Origin of the sequence: Streptomyces sp. NPDC047917 (assembly GCF_043204345.1) — a bacterium.
Classification (GTDB): Bacteria; Actinomycetota; Actinomycetes; order Streptomycetales; family Streptomycetaceae; genus Streptomyces; species Streptomyces sanglieri.
Genome location: NZ_JBIDCA010000005.1, coordinates 519,087 through 541,774, shown reverse-complemented (window position 1 = coordinate 541,774; position 22,688 = coordinate 519,087). Strand labels below are relative to the sequence as shown.

At 68.2% G+C, this 22,688-nt stretch carries 15 protein-coding genes and 2 pseudogenes; 14 read left to right on the top strand and 3 right to left on the bottom strand.

The window, feature by feature from the left end:
- Positions 1-363: 363 nt before the first annotated feature.
- From ACGF8B_RS15175 to ACGF8B_RS15145, 7 genes and pseudogenes are all read left to right on the top strand, one after another.
- The gene (locus tag ACGF8B_RS15175; protein ID WP_392738240.1) at positions 364-699 is read left to right on the top strand and encodes a trypco2 family protein; all 336 of its coding nucleotides are present in this window, start codon (positions 364-366) and stop codon (positions 697-699) included.
- Positions 700-972: 273 nt separating this feature from the next.
- Entirely contained in the window at positions 973-3,912 is a 2,940-nt protein-coding gene (locus ACGF8B_RS15170) for an NACHT domain-containing protein (protein WP_392738237.1), read from the top strand.
- 377 nt (positions 3,913-4,289) lie between these two features.
- Positions 4,290-4,376 (top strand): annotated as a pseudogene (locus tag ACGF8B_RS15165) (glutamine synthetase); the annotation flags it as partial.
- 300 nt (positions 4,377-4,676) lie between these two features.
- A complete protein-coding gene (locus ACGF8B_RS15160; RefSeq protein WP_392738234.1) occupies positions 4,677-6,023 on the top strand; it encodes a discoidin domain-containing protein in 1,347 nt (448 codons plus the stop codon).
- On the top strand, positions 6,023-7,321 hold the full coding sequence (locus ACGF8B_RS15155; protein WP_392738232.1) for an MFS transporter: 1,299 nt from the start codon (positions 6,023-6,025) through the stop codon (positions 7,319-7,321). The genes ACGF8B_RS15160 and ACGF8B_RS15155 overlap by 1 nt, the downstream gene beginning before the upstream one ends.
- Complete coding sequence (locus tag ACGF8B_RS15150) at positions 7,318-8,343, top strand: TolB family protein (RefSeq protein ID WP_392738229.1); 1,026 nt, start codon at positions 7,318-7,320, stop codon at positions 8,341-8,343. The genes ACGF8B_RS15155 and ACGF8B_RS15150 overlap by 4 nt, the downstream gene beginning before the upstream one ends.
- 171 nt (positions 8,344-8,514) lie before the next feature.
- Positions 8,515-9,357 (top strand): putative protein N(5)-glutamine methyltransferase, encoded by an 843-nt coding sequence (locus ACGF8B_RS15145; RefSeq protein WP_392738226.1) that lies wholly within the window; start codon positions 8,515-8,517, stop codon positions 9,355-9,357.
- Here the strand turns inward: ACGF8B_RS15145 and ACGF8B_RS15140 are convergent.
- Positions 9,350-9,868 (bottom strand): pyridoxamine 5'-phosphate oxidase family protein, encoded by a 519-nt coding sequence (locus ACGF8B_RS15140; RefSeq protein ID WP_392738223.1) that lies wholly within the window; start codon positions 9,866-9,868, stop codon positions 9,350-9,352. The two genes, ACGF8B_RS15145 and ACGF8B_RS15140, sit on opposite strands and share 8 nt — an antisense overlap.
- Before the next feature lie 223 nt (positions 9,869-10,091).
- Here ACGF8B_RS15140 and ACGF8B_RS15135 point away from each other — a divergent pair, with 223 nt between their 5' ends.
- Together ACGF8B_RS15135 and ACGF8B_RS15130 are read left to right on the top strand one after the other, a co-directional pair.
- Positions 10,092-13,082, top strand: coding sequence for a bifunctional [glutamine synthetase] adenylyltransferase/[glutamine synthetase]-adenylyl-L-tyrosine phosphorylase (locus tag ACGF8B_RS15135; RefSeq protein WP_392738220.1), 2,991 nt, complete (start codon positions 10,092-10,094; stop codon positions 13,080-13,082).
- A 4-nt stretch (positions 13,083-13,086) separates the two neighbouring features.
- A pseudogene (locus ACGF8B_RS15130) lies at positions 13,087-13,750 on the top strand (amidohydrolase family protein); the annotation flags it as partial.
- Positions 13,751-13,775: 25 nt separating this feature from the next.
- Here ACGF8B_RS15130 and ACGF8B_RS15125 read toward each other — a convergent pair.
- A complete protein-coding gene (locus ACGF8B_RS15125) occupies positions 13,776-14,693 on the bottom strand; it encodes a phosphatase PAP2 family protein (RefSeq protein ID WP_392738371.1) in 918 nt (305 codons plus the stop codon).
- Positions 14,694-14,871: 178 nt separating this feature from the next.
- A complete protein-coding gene (locus ACGF8B_RS15120) occupies positions 14,872-15,903 on the bottom strand; it encodes a LacI family DNA-binding transcriptional regulator (RefSeq protein ID WP_392738218.1) in 1,032 nt (343 codons plus the stop codon).
- Positions 15,904-16,261: 358 nt separating this feature from the next.
- On the opposite strand from ACGF8B_RS15120, the gene ACGF8B_RS15115 reads away from it, so the two are divergent.
- The 5 genes from ACGF8B_RS15115 to ACGF8B_RS15095 all read left to right on the top strand — a co-directional run bounded on the left by ACGF8B_RS15115 (position 16,262) and on the right by ACGF8B_RS15095 (position 22,339).
- Positions 16,262-17,536 carry an extracellular solute-binding protein gene (locus ACGF8B_RS15115; RefSeq protein ID WP_392738216.1) on the top strand — a complete coding sequence of 425 codons (1,275 nt, stop codon included), beginning with the start codon at positions 16,262-16,264 and terminating at the stop codon, positions 17,534-17,536.
- A gap of 19 nt (positions 17,537-17,555) precedes the next feature.
- Positions 17,556-18,575, top strand: a complete 1,020-nt coding sequence (locus ACGF8B_RS15110) for a sugar ABC transporter permease (RefSeq protein ID WP_342282925.1) — start codon at positions 17,556-17,558, stop codon at positions 18,573-18,575.
- The gene (locus tag ACGF8B_RS15105; protein WP_392738213.1) at positions 18,572-19,453 is read left to right on the top strand and encodes a sugar ABC transporter permease; all 882 of its coding nucleotides are present in this window, start codon (positions 18,572-18,574) and stop codon (positions 19,451-19,453) included. The genes ACGF8B_RS15110 and ACGF8B_RS15105 overlap by 4 nt, the downstream gene beginning before the upstream one ends.
- A 109-nt stretch (positions 19,454-19,562) precedes the next feature.
- On the top strand, positions 19,563-21,290 hold the full coding sequence (locus tag ACGF8B_RS15100; RefSeq protein ID WP_392738211.1) for a glycoside hydrolase family 13 protein: 1,728 nt from the start codon (positions 19,563-19,565) through the stop codon (positions 21,288-21,290).
- The gene (locus tag ACGF8B_RS15095) at positions 21,275-22,339 is read left to right on the top strand and encodes a LacI family DNA-binding transcriptional regulator (protein ID WP_392738208.1); all 1,065 of its coding nucleotides are present in this window, start codon (positions 21,275-21,277) and stop codon (positions 22,337-22,339) included. The genes ACGF8B_RS15100 and ACGF8B_RS15095 overlap by 16 nt, the downstream gene beginning before the upstream one ends.
- The last annotated feature ends 349 nt before the right edge of the window (positions 22,340-22,688 follow it).

Sequence of the window (22,688 nt, the reverse complement as noted above, 5' to 3'; positions counted from 1 at the left end):
TAGTGGCGGTGGTCCTTCAGGCGGAATTGCCGGTGCCCGTGCCTCTGCGGAAACGCGCCCTGAGGAACGTCGGCAAGTCGCCAGGAAGTGCACAGGTCAGCGGCTTGCCGACGTGAACCCCTCTTGCGTTCGAGCAGCGTCAACCGCCATGCCCGTAGCAGTGCGCGATCAACCGGCGTACGCCGACCGGCGACCAACCCGGTCGCACACGCCGTGCAGAACTCAGACACTACTCACTCTTGAAAGGTCAGAGGAGCCAGTCATGCTTGGGCACGGCATCCAACTAGCGTGAAACCCAGCGGAGTTACTCAAAATTGGCTAGCATGCCCTGAGCATAACTAGTCTTCCAGCATGGAGAGTTACATGAGCACTGAGGTTGATTCGATAGACCTGGCGGAAGCCATCAAAGCCGTGCGGCTACAACTCAAAGAGGCCTCGGCAAGTGCGCAGCAAGATGATATGCAAATGGAAGTCGATGCGCTTGAGCTTGAGTTCACAATTGAGGTTCGGCATGACAGCAAAGCCAAGGCTGGAATTAAAGCGTGGGTAATAACCGCAGACGCCGAAACTGGTCTCGCTAGGAGCGGCACGCATCGGGTAAAGATCTCATTGAAACCGAAAATGCAGCTAACGGGTGAGAGTGTCAAAGTAGGTGATGACGCGCCCGAAGGCCTTGACGGCACTTTCCCATTCGCATAGTCGAAAGATACCGAAAATAGAAAATTCACCGTCGCGTGAACTCGGGAAGGCAACTTTATGAGCTTGGGACGTCACCGAATAGTTGCTGTTCGTTCTGTCCAGGTAGGGAGCGGCGTACTCATTTCTTCACGCTTGATTCTAACGGCAGCCCATGTTGTGGGCGCTGGGGGATTGCTTGGGTACGGTGACGGACCCGTTTATGCATATGCTAGCAGGATTGTGGGAGAGGTTAAGTGCTCCGTCCTGTGGTCGCCACCCATCGGGGATACCGAATTGGATGCAGTACTTTTGTTCGCTGCTGAGGACCTCATACCTCCAGATGAGCACGAAGCACTGGAACCCCTCATGTTGGGCGAAGTAAGGAGCCTTGAGCCCGTGCGAGGCTGCTTTGCTACGGGTTTCCCTCGAGTAGGAAGGGATTCTGGAACGACTCCTCGCGCGGAGCAATTCTGGGGCACACTCGCGCCGGGAGTCGGTTCTGGAAATGGGAAACTGGTTCTCAGCAGCGAGGGTATTCCTCCTCACGCATCTCAGGATGAAAAGTCACCCTGGAGTGGCCTCTCTGGAGCGGCAGTTTTCTTCCGTAATTTTTTAATTGGTCTGATAGTCGAAGACGATAGGCCTGGCCGCTGGCGTCATTCACGCGTCGGCGTCCTCACAATTGCCAGGCTGTTCGAGGATACTTCCTTTATTGACGTGTTACGACAGCACCTTGGGCGAGCCCTGGTTCTGAATGGAATAACAGAACAAGAAATTGCCGATGCAGAGTTCGAGCATAGATACGCCCAGGTGATGCGAGCGGAACATGGAAAGATTCGTATTTTTGGATTGGACCTGTCAAGATCCAATAACCGTGGTCTAGATCTGGAGACAGCTTACCTGAGCCTTGAGGCAGTTTCTTCTGGGAGCGATTATGACCGAACCGGAGAGCATGACCATGATGCAGATTTGATGCTGTCATCCGCGAAAGTAGAGATGAGCTTCAGAGGGAAGCATCGCATACTCCTTCGGGGACAGGCGGGTTCCGGGAAGTCGACTCTCATGCAATGGCTCGCAATCAAGTCTGCCTCGGGTGGTCTCTCTGGGGAGCTTTCTGTTCTTAATAATAGAGTTCCCTTCATACTCCGCTTGAGAGCGATGTATCGATTGGATAATCTCCATCCAAGCCCCAGTCAGTTCCTAGGAGTCGGGAATATACTAATAGCGAGTGACCAGCCGAACGGTTGGGCAGATCGGGTGCTCCGCGATGGGCGAGCGCTTCTTTTGGTCGATGGAATGGATGAAATTCCAGACGAGAAGCGTGATGAAGCAAGAGAATGGCTTGGATGGATTCTCGAGCACTATCCTAATGTTTGGGTTCTTGTAACAGTGCGGCCGTCAGCGGTGCCTCCTGCCTGGCTTCGCGACTATCATTTCGATGAGTTGGCACTGTTGCCCATGAACGGAGTTGATCGGTCAATCTTTATTGAAAAATGGCATCAAGCAGCTGCTCTTGAATCCTCAGCCGCGCCCGGGCTCTCCTCCCTTGAACACGAGCGTGTGGCTGGGGAACTGCGGGAACTACAGGAGAATTTGAAAAGAGCACTGGAGGTGACGCCCCAGCTGGCAGCACTGACAGATAGCCCTTTGCTGTGTGCGATGATCTGCGCTCTTCATAGAGACCGCAACGGAGCGCTCCCGAACGGGCGAATGGAAATCTATAAGGCTGCACTCGGGATGCTGCTGGCGCGGCGCGATCAGGAACGTCAGGTTGAGCTTGAACTAGAAGAGGACGAGCATCGCGCCTTCCTCCAAGAGATCGCGGCGTGGCTTGTTGGTGAAGGCTTGGTAGAAGGCGGCAGGTCTGATGCTGAACATCAGATAGAACGAATGCTGCCGAGCCTGAATCAAATCAGTCATAAGTTTAGTGTCGAGCAGCTCTATGACCACATTGTAGAGCGCAGTGGTCTGTTGACGGAAACCACCACGGAAACCTTCGAATTCATTCACCGGACCTTTCAAGATTACCTCGCAGCTCAGGAGTTTAAGGAGGCGCGAAACTTTAAAATGCTCGCTGGTAGGGCCCATGAGGAGCAGTGGGGGGATGTTATCCGCATGGCAGTGGGCCACTGTGACTATAGAGACCGAGCCATCCTGCTGAGGAACATCATCGATGAAGCCGATGCTTCGAAGGATGAGGAAATCCGGCGAGAAATTCACCTACTTGCTGGCAGTTGCCTCCCCTACGCTACGCGGCTCGACGCAAGTATCCGTACTCTCGTGTTAGATCGAGTTCTTGAACATATGCACAGAATTGAGTATGGGGTCCGAGGCAACATCGAAAAGCTTGCCGCTATTGGCGATGATCTTATATCCGTTCTCCCCGCTGTAAATGCCAAACCCTGGGTGATTGATGTTCTAGGTGAAATCAGAAGTGAGCGAGCCCTTGAGGCTCTGATGGAAATTTCACAATCCAGCAACGAGTCCACCCTGAATCACATTATGCGGACTTGGAGATCTTTCGATGCGAAGAAGTTCGCAGAAAAGATTCTCACTCAGATTGACTGCTCGAAGCTTACAGTTTGGGTTTCTGAGAGGGATCAGCTGGCGGAGTTGAAGAAGTTGGGCTCCATCCGTAGATTGGTCCTGGATGGCGCGACACAAGATTGGAATACTGTCGAGTCCCTCGAAGGTGTGGAGACTCCTGTATTCGGCCTATATAACACCACTCTTCGCGATCTAGAGTTTCTGCGCCAGGTTAGGAATGTTAGAAATCTAGACCTTTTTGGCTGCTGGGGCCTTGTGGACATCTCAGTGCTCTCCGCACTGGAGCTAGAGACGCTAAATTTGGTTGATTTGATGTCTGTGGAAAGCATTTCAAGTCAGCTGAGTGATGTCTTGTCTGCGCAAAGCCAGGTTAAATCCCTCGGGCTGGGATTCAATGAACTCGAAACGCTAGATCAGGAGCTCCGGCTGCCTAATGTGTCAACACTCAAGCTGTGGTACCCGAGAAGGGGTGTCGAGACAATGAGGCGTGTGGCTCTCGTGTTCCCTGAATTGGAAAGCCTGTCCTTTTACCTCCCCGGAGGTGAGGAAAGAAGGGTTATTGATCTATCGCCGTTTTCGGGTAAGGAAAAGTTCCTTGTGCACGTGTCTGGCGGGAGCGTGAGGCCTAGTGTCCGCGGCAGACGGCATTTTGCTCCTGGAAGTCTGATGCTCGACATGATCGGTTAAGTGCCCGCTTTGGGGCTGGTATGCAGAGACGGCAGGCCGCTTGGCCGTGCGAGCCACTGACATTACTCGCTGACATCAACGGCGGCGGTCGGCCGCGGACCCGGCTGGCTATCGAAGTCCTCAGCTCCCTCTGAGACCTTGAGGTTGCCCAGGCCGCCGACAGTCCCGATCGAACTCCTAAATCGGTGGTCGCTCACCTGGCGCGGCTCGAATGGTCTGAACGGCAAACGAGCTGTCGGCGAACCGGGCCCTTGGGCCGTCTGTGGGCCGTCGAAGGGCGGCCAGCAGTAACCAACAACGACCAACAACCGCCGCTCGTGCGCAAGCTACACGGTCTGTCGTGCACCTCCGTGGAGGTGAGCCGACCACCCCGCAACTTCCTGCGCAACAAGAAGCAGGAGTGGGAGGAGTACCGCTCCGAGGTCACCGCCTTCGAGCTGAAGGCGCTGCTGCCGGTGCTGTGACCGCGACGCAGTGACATCCGGGCCGGAGGCGGTGCGCCTCCGGCCCGGCGTGCTTCGAGGGGCCGGGGCGCCGAACCCGGCGCGGAACGAAGCCAGTTGGGGGACTGGTAGGAAAGTTTCCTGTTCGCTAGCATTCCCGGCGGTGGCCCGGCGCGGTGCCCCGCTACCCAGGCATGACGCGCTCAGTGAGAGCTCTGGCCCGGCCACCACGACCCCACCCCTGCCCGCACCCCGGGCCGGACACGGGGCCACGCACCGATGCCCAGCTCTCGCCACCCCCACAAGGCCAGGAGTCCAGGGATGCACCCGAACGGCTCAGCTCTGCTTCTCACGCCCACGCGGCGCCGTACGGTGGGCATGGTCATCGCCGCCGTACTCGCCCTCGTGGGCGGCCTGTTGCTCGCCTATCCCGACCGGGCCGGCGCCGCCGCCGACCCCCTCATCTCGGGCGGCAAGGCCGCCACCTCCTCCTCCGACGAAAGCTCCGACCTCGGACCGCAGAACGCCTTCGACGGCGACCCCGCCACCCGCTGGGCCAGCGTCGAGGGCAAGGACCCCCAGTGGCTGAGCGTCGACCTCGGCGCCACCGCCGACGTCACGCGGGTGAAGCTGAGCTGGGAGGACGCGTACGCCAAGGCGTACCGGATCGAGATCTCCGCCGACGGCACCACCTGGACCCGGCTCGCCGACGAGACGGCCGGCGACGGCGGCACCGACGACTGGCCCGCCCTCACCGGGAAGGGCCGCTACCTGCGGGTGTACGGCACCGCACGCGCCACCGCCTACGGCTACTCGCTGTACGAGTTCGAGGTGTACGGCACGCTCGGCGGCCAGCCGCCGCAGACCGGCGCCTTCACCGTGGTCGCCGCCGGTGACATCGCCGCCCAGTGCACCGCGTCCGACAGCGACTGCGCCCACCCCAAGACCGCCGCACTGGCCAAGAAGATCGACCCGAAGTTCTATCTGACGATGGGCGACAGCCAGTACGACGACGCCCGGATCTCCGACTTCCGCAACTACTACGACAAGACCTGGGGCGCCTTCAAGGCCAAGACGCGTCCGGTGCCGGGCAACCACGAGACGTACGACCCGGCCGGCGCACTGGCCGGCTACAAGGCCTACTTCGGGGACATCGCCTACCCCCAGGGCAAGACCTACTACAGCTACGACGAGGGCAACTGGCACTTCATCGCCCTCGACTCCAACTCCTTCGACAAGAGCGCCCAGATCGACTGGCTCAAGGCGGACCTCGCCAAGAACAGCAAGGCGTGCATCGCCGCCTACTGGCACCACCCGCTGTACTCCTCGGGCGGACACGGCAACGACCCGGTCAGCAGGCCGGTCTGGAAGATCCTCTACGGGGCCAAGGCCGACCTGGTGCTCAACGGGCACGACCACCACTACGAGCGGTTCGCCCCGCAGAACCCCGACGGGAAGGCCGTCGCCGACGGGATCACCGAGATCGTCGGCGGGATGGGCGGTGCCGAGCCCTACCCCATCGAGGAGGTCCAGCCCAACAGCCAGAAGCGGATCAGCGGTGAATACGGCGTCCTGAAGATGGACTTCACCGACTCCGGCTACAGCTGGAACTACGTCGGCACCGACAACAAGACCAAGGACACCAGCCCGAAGTACACCTGCCACTGATGTACCTGGCGACCACAGGCCGCCGCGACACACCGGTCCGACCCCGCTCCGGCGGGGCGGGCCGGCGTGTCCCCGGCACCGTCCTCGCACTCGGCACGGTCAGCCTCGTCACCGACATCTCCTCCGAGATGGTCACCGCGGTGCTGCCGCTCTACCTGGTCCTCGGACTGGGTCTCTCACCCCTCCAATTCGGCTTCCTGGACGGCCTGTTCAACGGCGTGGCCGCCGTCGTGCGACTGGTCGGCGGGTACGCCGCCGACCGCGGCCGCGGACACAAACGGGTCGCCGGGCTCGGCTACGCCCTCTCCGCACTCTCCCGGCTCGGCCTGCTCCTCGCGGGCGGCGCCACCGCGGGGATCGCGGCCGCCCTCGCCACCGACCGGGTCGGCAAGGGCATCCGCACCGCACCCCGCGACGCGCTGATCACCCTGAGCAGCCCGCCCGAGACGCTCGGCCGGTCCTTCGGCGTGCACCGGGCGATGGACACCACGGGCGCCCTGCTCGGCCCGCTCGCCGCGTTCGCCCTGCTCTGGGCGACCGCCGACGCCTACGACGCGGTGTTCGTCGTCAGCTTCTGCGTCGGCCTGCTCGGGGTACTGCTCCTCGTCCTGTACGTCCCCGGGCAGCAACCTGCCCCGCCCGTGCGCCCGGCACCCCGCAGGCGCAAGCCGTTCGAGGCGCTCCGCGATCCCGCCTTCCGGCGGATCCTGGCCGCCGCCTCCCTGCTCGGTGCCGCCACCATCGGCGACGCCTTCGTCTACCTCCTGCTCCAGGACCGGCTCGACCTCCCCGTCAGCTGGTTCCCGTTGCTGCCGCTCGGCGCGGCGGCCTGCTATCTGCTGCTGGCGATCCCGGCCGGCCGGATCGCGGACCGGGTCGGCCGACGGCTGCCCTTCCTGTACGGGCACCTCGCCCTGCTCGGCGTGTACGCCACGCTCCTCGCCCCGCTCGGCGGCCCGGCCCTGCTCCTCCTCGTACCCGTCCTCGTACTGCTCGGGGTCTTCTACGCCACCACCGACGGGGTGCTGATGGCCCTCGCCGGACCCGTGCTGCCCACCGACGGCCGGGCGGGCGGACTCGCCGTGCTCCAGACCGGACAGGCACTGGCCCGGCTGCTCGCCGCGGCGGGCTTCGGTGCCGCCTGGACCCTGTGGGGGCCGGGCCCCGCGCTGTGGGCGGCGCTCTCGGCCCTGCTCGCCGCCCTCGCGGGCGGCTGGGCGCTGCTGCCGCGCGACCCCTCCGGCACCCCGGCCCCCGGCCGGCCGCAGGCCCAGACCCCCGAAAGGCGGACCGCATGAGTGCCAGGTTCCCGAAACCCGCGACCCCGCTGGGCCCCCGGGCCAGGATCGCCGTCGTGGTGGCCGCGGTGCTGCTCCTCGCGGGCGGCTCCGTCGGGTACGTGATGCACGCCGAGCAGCGGACGAAGGACCGACGGACCGAGGCCGACGCCTCGTTCGCCCTCGGCGGGCCCGCGCTGTACTTCCGGGACACGGCCGGCGGGCGCGTCGCCCACCAGCCGCTCACCGCCGCCCGGACCGGCGGCACCCGCACCCGCGGCGGCCCCGCCTGCGACCGGTTCTACGCCTCCGGCGAAGGCGCGCTCTGCCTGCGCGCCAAACCCGGGGTGCTGCCCAGGACGTACGCGATCGTCCTCGACCGGCGGCTGCGCGAGAAGCGCCGGATCACCGTGCCGGGCGTGCCCACCCGCGCCCGGGTCTCGGCCTCCGGGCGGATGGTGTCCTGGACGGTGTTCGCGACCGGCGACTCGTACGCGACCACGTCCTTCTCCACCCGCACCGCCATCCTCGACCTGCGCACCGGCTACCTCATCAAGTCCATGGAGAACATCCAGCTCACCATCGACGGCGCCCGCTACCACGCCCCCGACGTCAACTACTGGGGCGTGACCTTCGCCCGCGACGACAACCGCTTCTACGCGACCGTCTCCACCAAGGGCCGCACCCACCTCGTCGAGGGGAACATGCGGGACTGGACGGCGAAGGCGCTGCGGCAGAACGTCGAATGCCCCTCCCTGTCGCCCGACAACACCCGGCTCGCCTTCAAGAAGAAGGTCTCCGACGACGCGGCCGCGCCCTGGCGGCTGTACGTCCTGGACCTGCGGACCATGCGGGAGACGCCGCTCGCCGAGCAACACAGCGTCGACGACCAGGCGGCCTGGCTGGACGACAACACGCTCGCCTACGCACTGCCCGGCGGGGACGGCAGGGGAAGCGACATCTGGACCGTTCCGGCGGACGGCACGGGGACACCGCGCGTGGCCGTGAGGGGAGGGTCGTCACCGGTCGCGGTGGCGGGCTGAACGATGTTCCCCCGGCAGGTGTAGTGTGACGCATCCCCACACGGGGGCCGACCGAGGAGGTGAGACCCATTACCGCTGTATCAGGCTGGGTGCTCAGCTCTCGCGAACGCGTGGTCGACCCGACATAGTCGACCGCGGAGCGCCCATCGGCTTTCCCGAAAGGCTCCGCACATGTCGGTCACCGCTTCACCGCTCACCCTCGCCACCATCGTCCCCGCGCTCCGCGCCGCCGGCTGCGTATTCGCCGAGGACGAGGCGGAACTGATCCTCGCCACCGCCGCCGGCCCCGCCGAGACCGCCGCCATGGTCGAACGGCGGGTCGCCGGGCTGCCCCTGGAACACGTCCTCGGCTGGGCCGAGTTCGACGGCCTGCGGATCGCCGTCGGCCCCGGTGTCTTCGTACCCCGCCGCCGCACCGAGTTCCTGGTCCGGCAGGCCGCCGCCCTCGCCGGTCCCGGAGCGGTCGTCGTCGACCTGTGCTGCGGCTCCGGAGCCCTCGGCGCCGCGCTCGCCGCGACGCTGGGCCGGGCCGAACTCCACGCCGCGGACGTCGAACCGGCGGCCGTGCGGTGCGCCCGCCGCAACATCGGTGACGCGGGCCGGGTGTACGAGGGCGACCTCTTCGAGCCGCTGCCCGGCTCGCTGCGCGGCCGGGTGGAGATCCTGCTCGCCAATGTGCCGTACGTACCCACGTCCGACGTCGAACTGCTCCCCCCGGAGGCCCGGATCCACGAACCGCGGGTGGCGCTGGACGGCGGCGCGGACGGCCTCGACGTCCTGCGCCGGGTCACCGCCGAGGCCCCCCGGTGGCTGGCACCGGGCGGGCATCTGCTGGTCGAGACGAGCGAACGGCAGGCGGCACGGGCCGAGGAGACCGTCGCACGCAGCGGCCTGATCCCGCGTGTGGTCACCTCCGACGAGCTGTACGCGACCGTCGTCATCGCCACCAGGCCCGGCCGGGCGCCCCGTCCGGGCGGCCGAGGTCCGTCCGCCGGGGCGCCGCCGATCAGCTGAACCGCCACCGGGTCTGGCTGAAGTGGGCGCCCCTGCCGAAACCGAAGGCCTTGCGGGGGCGCACCTGGAACACCAGGGCCGCGTGGCCCGCGTTCACGAAGGTGCCGTCCCGGACGTCGAAGTGCCACTGCGGGCCGTACTTCGCCTCCCAGGCCGCGGCCAGCCGGTTCAGCGGTGCCTCGTCCGTCACCCGCTCGGCCCGGCCCTCGATCACCACATCGAGCCCCTTCGACATGCTGTTGTCCCCGGTTCCGGTCGTCAGCACCACTTCGGGGCCGGCGGCCAGATTCAGGGCCTTGCGTTCCTCGGCGCCGGTGGCGAAGTGCAGCGCGCCGTCCGCCCACACCCCGATCAGCGGAGTGACGTGCGGGCGTCCGCCGGGGCGCACCGTGGACAGCCAGTACACCTCCGCCCCGGTCAGCAGCTCCCTCGCCACCGGCCACGGGCAGGCCGTCGCGCCCGCCTCGCTGTAGTCGGGATCCAGCTCGGCGAAGGGTTCGAATCCTGGCATGTGGGCCTCCCGGTCCGGTCGTGGAAATGATCGTGCCCGTGAAGTGAGGACTGCGCACGCGCTCCGAAATCATCGGTACACGCGCTCCGAAATCACCGGGACACGCCCTCCGGATTCCTCGGAGCGGGGCCGCGGGGCCTCGCCGGCCCACTCCCCGCCGCCGGGGAAGGCCGTAAGCTCGGAGCGCTGAATGGTGTGTGAGCGGCGAGCGGGAGAGCACGGAATGACGACGGTGCCGGGGCGCAGGAGCAGCACGTTCACCCGACTGCTGCGGCACGGCTTCACCGATCCCTCCGCCGCCGAGCGGCTGCTGGACCTGCCCGATCTCTCGTCCGTACGCTCCGACCCGGTACTCCTCGAAGCGCTCGGCGCCACCGCCGACCCGGATCTGGCCCTGAACGGGCTGGTCCGGCTGGTGGAGGCCGAGGAGGCGGACGAACGGCAGATCCTGCTGGACACGCTCATCACCGCCAAACCGCTGCGGGACCGGCTGCTCGGGGTGCTCGGCGCGTCCGAGGCGCTCGGCGACCACCTCGCCCGCCACCCCCGCGACTGGCAGGCCCTGGTCACCTACGAGGCCACCGACCTCCACCCCGGAGTGGCCGAGTTCGAGCAGGGGCTCGCCGGGGCCGACGACCCGGACTCGCTGCGCGTCGCCTACCGCCGGTGCCTGCTGTCGATAGCGGCCCGTGACGTGTGCGGGACGACGGACGTCGCCGAGGCCGCCGCCGAACTGGCCGACCTGGCCACCGCGACCCTGCGGGCGGCGCTCGCCATCGCCCGTACGGCGGCGCCCGCCGACGCCGCCCGCTGCCGGCTGGCCGTGATCGCGATGGGCAAGTGCGGCGGGCACGAGCTGAACTACGTCTCCGACGTCGACGTCATCTTCGTCATGGAACCGGTCGACGGCCACGAGGAGAGCGACGCCGTGCAGGCCGCCACCAGGCTGGCCGCGCACATGATGCGGATCTGTTCCGACACGACCGTCGAGGGCACCATCTGGCCCGTCGACGCCAACCTCCGCCCCGAGGGCCGCAACGGCCCCCTGGTGCGGACCCTCTCCTCCCACCTCGCGTACTACCAGCGCTGGGCCAAGACCTGGGAGTTCCAGGCACTGCTCAAGGCCCGGCCGGTGGCCGGCGACCCCGAACTCGGCGCGGAGTACGTCGAGGCCGTCTCGCCGCTGGTGTGGCAGGCCGCGGACCGCGAGAACTTCGTCCCCGACGTGCAGAAGATGCGCCGCCGCGTCGTCGACAACATCCCCGCCGACCGCGTCGACCGCGAGATCAAACTCGGCCCCGGCGGACTGCGGGACGTCGAATTCGCCGTACAGCTCCTGCAGTTGGTGCACGGCCGCAGCGACACCACCCTGCGCAGCGGCACCACGCTGGAGGCGCTGCGCGCGCTCGCCGAGGGCGGCTACGTGGGCCGGGTGGACGCCGCGCAACTGGACGACGCCTACCGCTTCCTGCGCGCCATGGAGCACCGCATCCAGCTCTACCGGCTGCGCCGCACCCACCTCGTCCCCGAGGACGCACCGGACCTGCGGCGGATCGGCCGCTCCCTCGGGATGCGCACCGACCCGATCACCGAACTCAACCAGGCGTGGAAGCGACACGCCTCCGTGGTGCGGCGGTTGCACGAGAAGCTGTTCTACCGGCCGCTGCTCGACGCCGTCGCCCAGCTCGCGCCGGGGGAGACCCGGCTCAGCGCGAAGGCGGCCGCGCACCGGCTCGAAGCGCTCGGCTACGCCGATCCGGCCGCCGCGCTGCGGCACCTGGAGGCGCTGTCGTCCGGGGTGTCGCGCAAGGCCGCCATCCAGCGCACCCTGCTGCCGGTGCTGCTGGGCTGGTTCGCGGACTCCGCCGACCCGGACGCCGGGCTGCTCGGCTTCCGCAAGGTGTCCGACGCCCTCGGCAAGACCCCCTGGTACCTGCGGCTGCTGCGGGACGAGGGCGCGGCGGCGGAGAACCTCGCCCGGGTGCTGTCGGCCGGCCGGCTCGCCCCCGACCTGCTGCTGCGGGCCCCGGAGGCGGTGGCGCTGCTCGGCGACCCGCAGGGGCTGCGGCCGCGCACCCGGGAGAACCTGGAGCAGGAGGTGCTCGCCGCGGTGGGGCGGGCGGACAACGCCGAGACCGCGGTCGCGGTGGTGCGCGGGGTGCGGCGGCGCGAGCTGTTCCGGACCACGGCCGCCGACCTCATCGGCTCGTACGGCACGGAGGACAGGCCCGCCGAGGAGGACCCGGGCGCGCTGGTCGACCGGGTCGGCGGAGCGGTCACCGATCTGAACGCCGTCACGATCGCGGGCGCCCTGCGCGCAGCCGTGCGCGAACAGTGGGGGGACACCCTCCCCACCCGTTTCGCGGTCATCGGCATGGGCCGCTTCGGCGGCCACGAGCTGGGCTACGGCTCCGACGCCGATGTGCTGTTCGTCCACTCGCCGCGCGAGGGCGTCGACGAGCAGGAGGCCGGCCGGGCCGCGACCGCGATGGTCGCCGAGATGCGCCGGCTGCTCCAACTGCCCACCGCGGACCCGCCGTTGATCATCGACGCGGATCTGCGACCGGAGGGCAAGAGCGGACCGCTGGTGCGTTCGCTGGCGTCGTACGAGGCGTACTACCGGCGCTGGTCGCTGGTCTGGGAGAGCCAGGCGCTGCTGCGCGCCGAACCGGTCGCGGGCGACGCGGAACTGGGCCGCGCGTTCATCGAGCTGGTCGATCCGCTGCGCTATCCCATGGAGGGCCTGGGGGAGGACGCGGTCCGTGAGATCCGGCGGCTGAAGGCCCGGATGGAGTCCGAGCGGCTGCCGCGCGGCGCGGATCCCGCGCTCCACACCAAGCTGGGGCGCGGTGGGCTGAGCGACGTCGAGTGGACCGTCCAGCTGATGCAGATGCAGCACGGCTGGGCGGAACCGGGACTGCGCACCACCCGCACCCGCGAGGCGCTGGCGGCGGCCTGCGCGGCGGAGCTGATCTCCGGCGAGGACGCGCAGACGCTGGACGAGGCATGGGTGCTGGCGACCCGGGTGCGCAACGCGGTGATGCTGGTACGCGGCCGGCCGGGCGACACCTTCCCGTCGGGGCCGCGTGAACTCACCGCGGTGGGGCGGTACCTGGGGTACGAACCCGGTCACGTCGGCGACATGCTGGACGACTACCGGCGGATCACCCGGCGGGCGCGGGCGGTGATGGAGGAGCGCTTCTACGGGGCGTGAGGCGGACCCCGAGGCGTACACCGCCGCCGTCCACCAGCTGGCACCGCGCCGGGGTGCGCACCGCCACCCATGCCATCGGGGACGCCGCCGTCCGGCATGTGCTGGACACGGTCGAGGCCCTGGGGGAGAGCGGCCGGCTCCGCCACCGCGTCGAGCACATCGAGACCGTGCCGAACGGTCTGGCCGCCCGGTTCGCCGAGCTGGGGGTGATCGCCTCGATGCGGCCCACCCGCACCGCGTACACCCGGGCCGACCACAGCGACGCGTGGTCGAAGCGGCTGGGCGGCGAGCGGGCCGGCCGGGCCTGGCGCTGCCGGGTCCTGCGCGACGCCGGGGCGTACCTGGCGCTGGGCTCGGACTGGCCGATCGCCCACTACGACGTACGGCAGGTGCCGGCCACGGCCCGGCTGCGGCGGCTGCCCGGGGCGTACGACACCGAGCCGGTCACCGCCGAGCAGGCGCTGACCGGGCTGATGGCGCTGGAGGGCCGCACCTCGCACGCGGCGGTCGCCGCCGGGGAGCAGCGGGTCGCGGGCCGGATCGCGGTGGGGTACCGGGCCGATCCGACGGCGTTCGGCGTGGATCCGGTGGACGCGCCGGCGGACGGGCTGGGCGAGGCGCCGGTGCGGCTCACGGTGTGCGGTGGGCGTGTGACGCACCGGGGCTGAGGCGGTGGCGTGGCGGGCCGGGGCCTCAGCGACGGCCCGCCGCCGCGCCCGCCGCCGGGCGCCGGGTCACCGGCGCGCCCGCGGACAGCCCCGCCAGCCGGGCCCTGCCGCGCGGCGGCGGCACCCGCCTGGGCAGGTGGTGCGGCAGCGAGCCGTACCAGGCGTACGAGACGGCGTGCCCGAAGGCGAGGCACGCCATCCCGCCCAGCGCGTCCAGCCAGAAGTGGTTGGCGGTCGACACGATGACGGCCAGGGTGACCGTCGGGTAGAGCAGGGCCAGGACACGTGCCCAGGGCGCGGAGGTCAGCGCGAAGACGGTCAGGCCGCACCAGAGCGACCAGCCGATGTGTATCGACGGCATGGCCGCGTACTGGTTCGACATGTTCTTGAAGTTGCCCGAGGCCATCGAACCCCAGGTGTGGTGGACCAGCACGGTGTCGATGAAGTGGCCGCCGTTCATCAGCCGGGGCGGCGCCAGCGGGTACAGGTAGTAGCCGAGCAGCGCCACCCCCGTGGTCGCGAACAGGGCCAGCCGGGCCGCCGCGTAACGGCCGGGGTGACGGCGGAACAGCCACACCAGCACACAGACGGTGACGACGAAGTGCAGTGTCGCGTAGTAGTAGTTCATCGAGACGATCAGCCATGTCACGGAATTCACCGCGTGGTTGACGGTCTGTTCCACGGCGATTCCCAGGTACTTCTCGGCCGACCAGATGCGGTCCGCGTTGCGCAGCGCCTCGGTCCGCTGTTCCGGAACGGCGTTGCGGACCAGCGAGTACACCCAGTAACTGGCCGCGACGAGCAGGATCTCGAACCAGAGGCGCGGTCGGCGCGGGGAGCGCAGCGAACGCAGTGCGGTGAGCGGGAAACGTGGTCCCGCCGGGCCGCCGTCACGACGTCCGGTGCCTTGCTTCGCGTTCGCCGCAGGGGCCGCCTCGTCCACGATGGGTGACGGGGTGGCCTCAGACCGGCCTTCCTTCGATGTCACGCTCAATTCACCCATAGGCACAGAGTCTGCCAGAAAACGCCTTTCCGCCCGATCATCCACCGGCCGGGGCCGGGCCGCACATCCGTGGGTGCCGGAACTGCGTACAGGGGGCGGGCGTGGGATCCTTGAGTGGTCAGGCGGTGGCGGCCGGAGCGGGCCCGGCTGCCGTTGAACCGCGAACGACCAGTTCGGGCATGAAGACGAACTCGCTGTGCGGAGCGGGCGTGCCGCCGATCTCCTCCAGGAGCGTACGCACCGCGGCCTGGCCCATCGCCGTCACCGGCTGACGGATCGTGGTCAGCGGCGGATCGGTGAACGCTATGAGCGGCGAGTCGTCGTAGCCGACCACCGACAGATCGCGCGGCACCCGCATCGACAGCCGCCGGGCGGCCCGGATCGCGCCGAGCGCCATCATGTCGCTCGCGCACACCACCGCCGTGCAGCCCCGCTCCATCAGCGCCGAGGCCGCGGCCTGTCCACCCTCAAGAGTGAACAGCGAATGCTGGATCAGCTCCTCCACCGCCTCCGGCGCGAGCCCCAACTGGTCCCGCATGGTGGCGTGGAAGCCCTCGATCTTGCGCAGCACCGGCACGAACCGCTTCGGGCCGACCGCCAGACCGATCCGCTGGTGCCCCAGCGACACCAGATGCGTCACCGCGAGCCGCATCGCGGCCCGGTCGTCCGGCGAGATGAACGGCGCCTGCACCTTCGGCGAGAAGCCGTTGACCAGGACGAAGGGGACGCCCTTGGCGCGCAGTTGCTCATAGCGCTGCATGTCGGCCGAGGTGTCGGCATGCAGTCCGGAGACGAAGATGATGCCCGAGACGCCGCGGTCGACCAGCATCTCGGTCAACTCGTCCTCGGTGGAGCCGCCGGGGCTCTGGGTGGCGAGCACCGGGGTGTAGCCCTGCCGCGTCAGCGCCTGGCCGATGACCTGGGCCAGGGCGGGGAAGATGGGGTTCTCCAACTCGGGCGTGATCAGGCCGACCAGTCCCGCGCTGCGCCTGCGCAGCCGTACGGGCCGTTCGTAGCCGAGGACGTCGAGCGCGGCGAGAACGGATTCGCGGGTGGCCGCAGCAACACCGGGCTTGCCGTTCAGTACACGGCTGACCGTCGCTTCGCTGACCCCCGCCTGAGTTGCGATATCGGCAAGCCGTGCGGTCATGGAAGTGGACTGTACCGGGCGTATGTCGGATTGCCCACCATGGGCATGAATCGGACGACTGCCTCCGTGCGCCGGTTCGCGAGGGTTTACCGGCAACTTCTTGCAAGGTCTTGCGGGCCAGGTCTGTCGGGTCCGGTCGGATCGTCGCACCGCACGACCTGCGGGCTGTGGCCTGCCGCTGTCGGGTCGCGATGCCCGGCGTCAAGGGTCTTGACGGCAACCGTGAGGACACGCGAATGTAACGATCGTCGGCTCTTGCAGAAATCTTCCGCAAACTCTTTCGGCGTTCTTTCATCCTTGTTACGTTCTCGTCGACCCGGCGCCGCGACGGAGCGGTACGGCAGTTGAAGGAGTTCAGATGCGACGTGGCATAACGGCCACCGCCCTGGTCGCGGCCCTGGCCCTCGCGGCGACCGCCTGCGGCAGCGACAACGAGTCCGACGGCACGGGCAAGAGCTCGGGTGAGCTCTCCGGCACGGTGACGTGGTGGGACACCTCCACCGCGGGCAGTGAGGACAAGGTCTTCAAGAAGATCGCCGAGGACTTCGAGAAGAAGCACCCGAAGGTCGACGTCAAGTACGTCAACGTGCCCTTCGGTGACGCGCAGAACAAGTTCAAGAACGCGGCGCAGTCCGGCTCTGACGCCCCCGACGTCATCCGCTCCGAGGTTGCCTGGACCCCCGAGTTCGCGGACCTCGGCTACCTCGCCCCGCTCGACGGCACCACCGCGCTGAAGGACTCGGACGACTTCCTCAAGCAGGCCGCCGCGTCCACCAAGTACAAGGACAAGACGTACGCGGTGCCGCAGGTCATCGACTCCATGGGCATCTTCTACAACAAGAAGATCTTCAAGGAGGCCGGCGTCGAGGTCCCCAAGACCGTCGACGAGCTGAAGACCGTCTCCAAGAAGATCAAGGACAAGACCGGCAAGACCGGTATGTACCTGCGCGGCGACGACGCGTACTGGTTCCTCTCCTTCCTGTACGGCGAGGGCGGCGACATGGTCGACGCCTCCACCAAGTCCGTCACCATCGACAACCCCGCGGGCGTCAAGGCGATGAAGGTCGTCAAGGACCTCGTCGACTCCGGGGCGGCCAAGACCGACGCCACGGACGGCTGGGAGAACATGCAGGCGTCCTTCAAGGACGGCAAGGTCGCCATGATGATCAACGGCCCCTGGGCCGTCGCCGACACCTACGCCGGCAAGGAGTTCAAGGACAAGGCCAACCTGGGCATCGCCCCGGTCCCGGCCGGCTCCGCCGCGCAGGGCGCCCCGCAGGGCGGCCACAACCTGGCCGTCTACGCGGGCTCCAAGAACCTCGACGCCTCCTACGCCTTCGTCGACTACATGACGTCGGCCGAGACCCAGGCCAAGGTCACCAAGGAGCTGAGCCTCCTGCCGACCCGCACCTCCGCCTACGCCCGTCAGGACGTCGTCGACAACGAGATCGTCGGCTTCTTCAAGCCCGTCGTCGAGACCGCCGTCGAGCGCCCCTGGATCCCCGAGACCGGCAGCCTCTTCGCCCCGCTGGTGACCGAGTACACCAAGGTCCTCACCGGCCAGACCACCCCGGAGAAGGCCACCAGGACGACCGGCGACTCCTACCGCAAGCTCCTCAAGGGCTGGAAGTAACAGGAAGGCAGGCCGGCTGATGGCTGTCCACACCGGCCAGTCGGTGGCGAAGGCCGCGGGCGACGACGTCGTCGCCCGCGGCCGGAGCCGCGGCACTGGCACACCCCCGCCGCCGGGCAGGCTCCGGCGGGCCCTGTCGACCCACTGGTACGCCTGGACCATGGTCGCCCCGGTCGTCGTCGTGATCGGCGTGATCATCGGATACCCGCTGGTCCGCGGCATCTACCTGTCGATGACCGACGCCAACGAGCGCAACGTCGCGCGGTCCATCGGGGTCAACCACCTGCCCGCCACGTACAAGTTCGTGGGTCTGGACAACTACACCGAGGCGCTCACCGGCGAACAGTTCCTCGGCACGCTCGGCTGGACCCTGGTGTGGACGGTCTCCTGCGTGGCCATCACCTTCTGCCTCGGCATGGCCCTCGCCAACATCCTGAACCGCCGGATCGCCGGCCGTTCCGCGTACCGGATGGCGCTCATCCTGCCCTGGGCCATCCCCGGCTTCGTCTCCGTCTTCGCCTGGCGCTTCCTCTACAACGAGGACCGTGGGCTGCTCAACAAGATCCTCTCCGGCGGCGGCATCGACGCCGTCCCGTGGCTGAACGACCCCACCTGGGCGAAGTTCTCCGTCATCGCCGTCAACGTCTGGCTCGGCGTGCCGTTCATGATGGTCGCCCTGCTCGGCGGACTGCAGTCGATCCCCAGCGAGCACTACGAGGCCGCCGAGATGGACGGCGCCACCGCCTGGCAGCGGTTCCGCCACATCACGCTGCCCGGACTGCGGCCGGTCTCCACCACGGTGATCCTGCTCTCCACCATCTGGACCTTCAACATGTTCCCGGTGATCTACCTGCTGACCCGCGGCGGACCCGGCGAGGCCACCCAGATCCTGGTCACCCAGGCGTACAAGTTCTCCTTCGAGATCAGCCCGCGCGACTTCGCGCAGTCCTCCACCTGGGGCGTACTGATCCTCGTACTCCTGCTGATCTTCGCCGCCGTCTACCGGCGAGTCCTGCGCACCCAGGGAGACGACTGGTGACCACCACCGCACCCACCCCCGCCGCGCGCCGCTCCGCGCCCAAGGTCCGGCCGCGCGGGGAGCGTTCGCCGCTGGCCTCCGCAGGCCTGCACCTGACGCTCGTCGTCGCGTCCGTGATCGCCGTCTTCCCCGTGCTGTGGGTCCTGCTCACCTCGCTGAAGCCCGCCGCGTTCGCGACCACCACGGACTTCTTCAAAGAGACCACGTTCGAGAACTACACGAACCTGATCCAGAACACGAAGTTCCTCACCTGGTTCGGCAACTCCCTGCTCATCGCGGGACTCACCACGCTCCTCGGCGTCATCGTCTCCGCCTCCACCGGCTACGCCGTCAGCCGCTTCCGCTTCCCCGGCAAGCGCGGGCTGATGTGGACGCTGCTGGTCACCCAGATGTTCCCGGTCGCCGTCCTCATCGTGCCGATCTACAACATCATGGCGAGCATGGGGCTGCTGAACCAGCCCGCCGGTCTCGTCATCACCTACCTCACCATCTCGGTGCCGTTCTGCGCCTGGATGATGAAGGGCTTCTTCGACACCATCCCGCGCGAGATCGACGAGTCCGGGCAGGTCGACGGCCTCACCCCGTTCGGCACGTTCTGGCGGCTGATCCTGCCGCTCGCCAAGCCCGGCCTCGCCGTCACCGCGTTCTACTCCTTCATCACCGCGTGGGGCGAGGTGGCGTACGCCTCCGCCTTCATGGTCGGGGAGGACAACCTCACCCTCGCCGGCGGACTCCAGCTCTTCGTCAACCAGTACGGAGCCCAGTGGGGTCCGATGACCGCCGCGTCCGTGCTCATCGCGATACCCGCGGCCCTGGTCTTCCTGTTCGCGCAGAAGCACCTCGTGACCGGCATGTCCGCCGGAGCCGTCAAGGGCTGAGGCGCGGAGGCCATGACCGCAGCACGACCCGCACGCACCAGTCACGGCGGCCGCCGGAATCCCGACCCGGCTCCGGCACCGCTCCCCACCCAGACACCCCAGGGATGACATGACCCAGCACCTCGCTGCCCCCTCCACCGGCACGTCCGGCGCCGCTCCGGCCCACCAGACCGGCTGGTGGCGGGACGCGGTGATCTACCAGGTCTATCCGCGGAGCTTCGCCGACGGCAACGGCGACGGCATGGGCGACATCGCAGGCGTACGCGACAGACTCCCGTACCTCAGGAGCCTCGGCGTCGACGCGGTCTGGCTCAGCCCCTTCTACGCCTCCCCGCAGGCCGACGCGGGCTACGACGTCGCCGACTACCGTGCCATCGACCCGATGTTCGGCACCCTGCTGGACGCCGACGGGCTGATCCGGGACGCCCACGACCTGGGCCTGCGGATCATCGTGGACCTGGTGCCCAACCACTCCTCGGACCGGCACGAGTGGTTCAGGCGCGCCCTCGCCGAGGGCCCCGGCTCAGCGCTGCGCGAGCGCTACCACTTCCGCCCCGGCAAGGGTGAGGACGGCGAACTGCCGCCCAACGACTGGGAGTCCGTCTTCGGCGGCCCCGCCTGGACCCGCACCACCGACCCGGACGGCACCCCCGGCGACTGGTACCTCCACCTCTTCGCGCCCGAGCAGCCCGACTTCAACTGGGAACACCCGGCCGTCGCCGACGAGTTCCGCTCCATCCTGCGCTACTGGCTCGACATGGGCGTCGACGGCTTCCGGGTCGACGTCGCCCACGGTCTCGTCAAGGCCGAGGGTCTGCCCGACCTCGGCAGCCACGACCAGCTCAAGCTGCTCGGCAACGACATCATGCCGTTCTTCGACCAGGACGGGGTGCACGAGATCTACCGCTCCTGGCGCACCATCCTCGACGAGTACCCCGACACCATGGGGCCCGAAGGGCCTTCGTCTGAAGCACGGCGGCGGGCGACGGGCGGGCGCATCGCCGTCGCCGAGGCCTGGACCCCCACCGTCGAGCGCACCGCCAACTACGTGCGCCCCGACGAGATGCACCAGGCGTTCAACTTCCAGTACCTGTCCACCTCCTGGGACGCCGCCGAGCTCCGCGAGGTCATCGACGCCTCGCTCGACGCGATGCGCCCGGTCGGCGCCCCCACCACCTGGGTGCTCTCCAACCACGACGTGACGCGGCACACCACCCGGTTCGCCAACCCGCCCGGCCTCGGCACCCAGATCCGCACCGCCGGGGACCGCGAGCTGGGCCTGCGCCGGGGCCGCGCCGCCACCCTGCTGATGCTGGCACTGCCCGGCTCCGCCTACGTCTACCAGGGCGAGGAGCTCGGCCTGCCCGACGTCACCGACCTGCCCGACGAGGTGCGCCAGGACCCGTCGTTCTTCCGCGCAGAGGGCCAGGACGGCTTCCGCGACGGCTGCCGGGTGCCGATCCCGTGGACCCGCGAGGGCAGCTCGTACGGCTTCGGCGACGGCGGCAGCTGGCTGCCGCAGCCCGCGGGCTGGGGCGAGCTGTCCGTGGAGGCGCAGACCGGTGTGGCGGGCTCCACCCTGGAGCTGTACCGGGCCGCGATCGCCGCCCGCCGGGCGCACCCGGGTCTCGGTGCCGGAAGCTCGGTGGAGTGGCTCCAGGCCCCCGAGGGGCTGCTGATCTTCGCCCGCCCCGGCTTCGTCTGCACCGTCAACACGACGGGCCGCCCGGTCCGCATTCCCGTGCGCGGCACCGTCCTGCTGTCCAGCGGTCCGGTCGTCACCGACGGCGCCGAGATCGAGCTGCCCGCGGACACCACGGTGTGGTGGACGGTGTGACGGTTCCCCTGCCGAGAGGCCCTGGGTCCGGTGCGCCGAGACTCTCGGACATCGCCGGCCAGGCAGCGGTCAGCGAGGCGACCGTCAGCCGGGTGCTCAACGGGAAACCGGGCGTCTCGGACCCCACCCGTCAGCGGGTGCTCGCGGCGCTGGACATCCTGGGCTACGAACGTCCCGTACGGCTGCGGCAGCGCAGCGCCGGGCTGATCGGACTGGTGACGCCCGAACTCACCAACCCGATCTTCCCGGCGTTCGCGCAGTCCGTCGAGCAGGTGCTGGCCGGGCACGGCTACACCCCGGTGCTCTGCACCCAGATGCCCGGCGGCGCCACCGAGGACGAACTCGTCGAGCAGCTCGTGGAGCGCGGCGTCGGCGGGATCGTCTTCATCTCCGGGCTGCACGCCGACATGTCGGCCGACCCGGCCAGGTACGCCGCGCTCACCGAGCGCGGCGTGCCGTTCGTCCTGATCAACGGCTACAACGAGCGGATCAGCGCGCCGTTCGTCTCGCCCGACGACGCCGCCGCCGTGCGGATGGCCGTCGGGCACCTCGCCGAACTCGGCCACAGCAGGGTCGGTCTGGCGATCGGGCCGCAGCGCTATGTGCCGGCCCGCCGCAAGCGCGAGGGGTTCGTCGACGCCGTCGTGAACCTGCTGGGCCTGGACCGGGCCGAGGCCGAACTCCTCGTCTGTCCCACGCTGTTCAGCGTCGAGGGTGGCCAGGTCGCGGCCGGCGCGCTGCTCGACCAGGGGTGCACGGGCATCGTCTGCGGCAGCGACCTGATGGCGCTGGGCGTGGTGCGTGCGGCCCGGGAGCGCGGGCTCGGGGTGCCGCGCGACGTGTCGGTGGTGGGCTTCGACGACTCGCAGCTCATCGCGTTCACCGATCCGCCGCTGACGACGGTGCGCCAGCCGGTCCAGGCGATGGCCGCGGCGGCGGTGGGCGCCCTGCTGGAGGAGATCGGCGGCAGCCCGGTGCAGCGCACGGAGTACGTGTTCCAGCCCGAGCTGGTGGTACGGGGATCCACCGCCGCACTCCGGGGCTGCTGAGGCCCATGGGGCCGGGCGGTACAGGAGAGGCACCGGGAGCCGGCCCTGGATGGGCCTGCGGGGAGTGAGCGACCCCGGGTGCCCCTCTTGTCCGTGACCGGCCCGGCCGGCCGGGCGCGTGGGGTCCGGGATCGCCGGAACCCCCGGCCGACCGGACCGGAGTCGGGAGAAACTTAACAGCGCTGCAATGTTTTGCGTAAGTGCTTGCAGGGAGAAAACTCCCGGGTTTCGTGGATGTGAGCGGGTGATGTCCAAAGGGTTGACCGGAACCTGAAGGGCTCGTACGGTCTCGGCTGCGGCAAGGTTTGCATTCTTGCAGCAAGAACCTTCAGGAGCCTTGAGGGCAGGG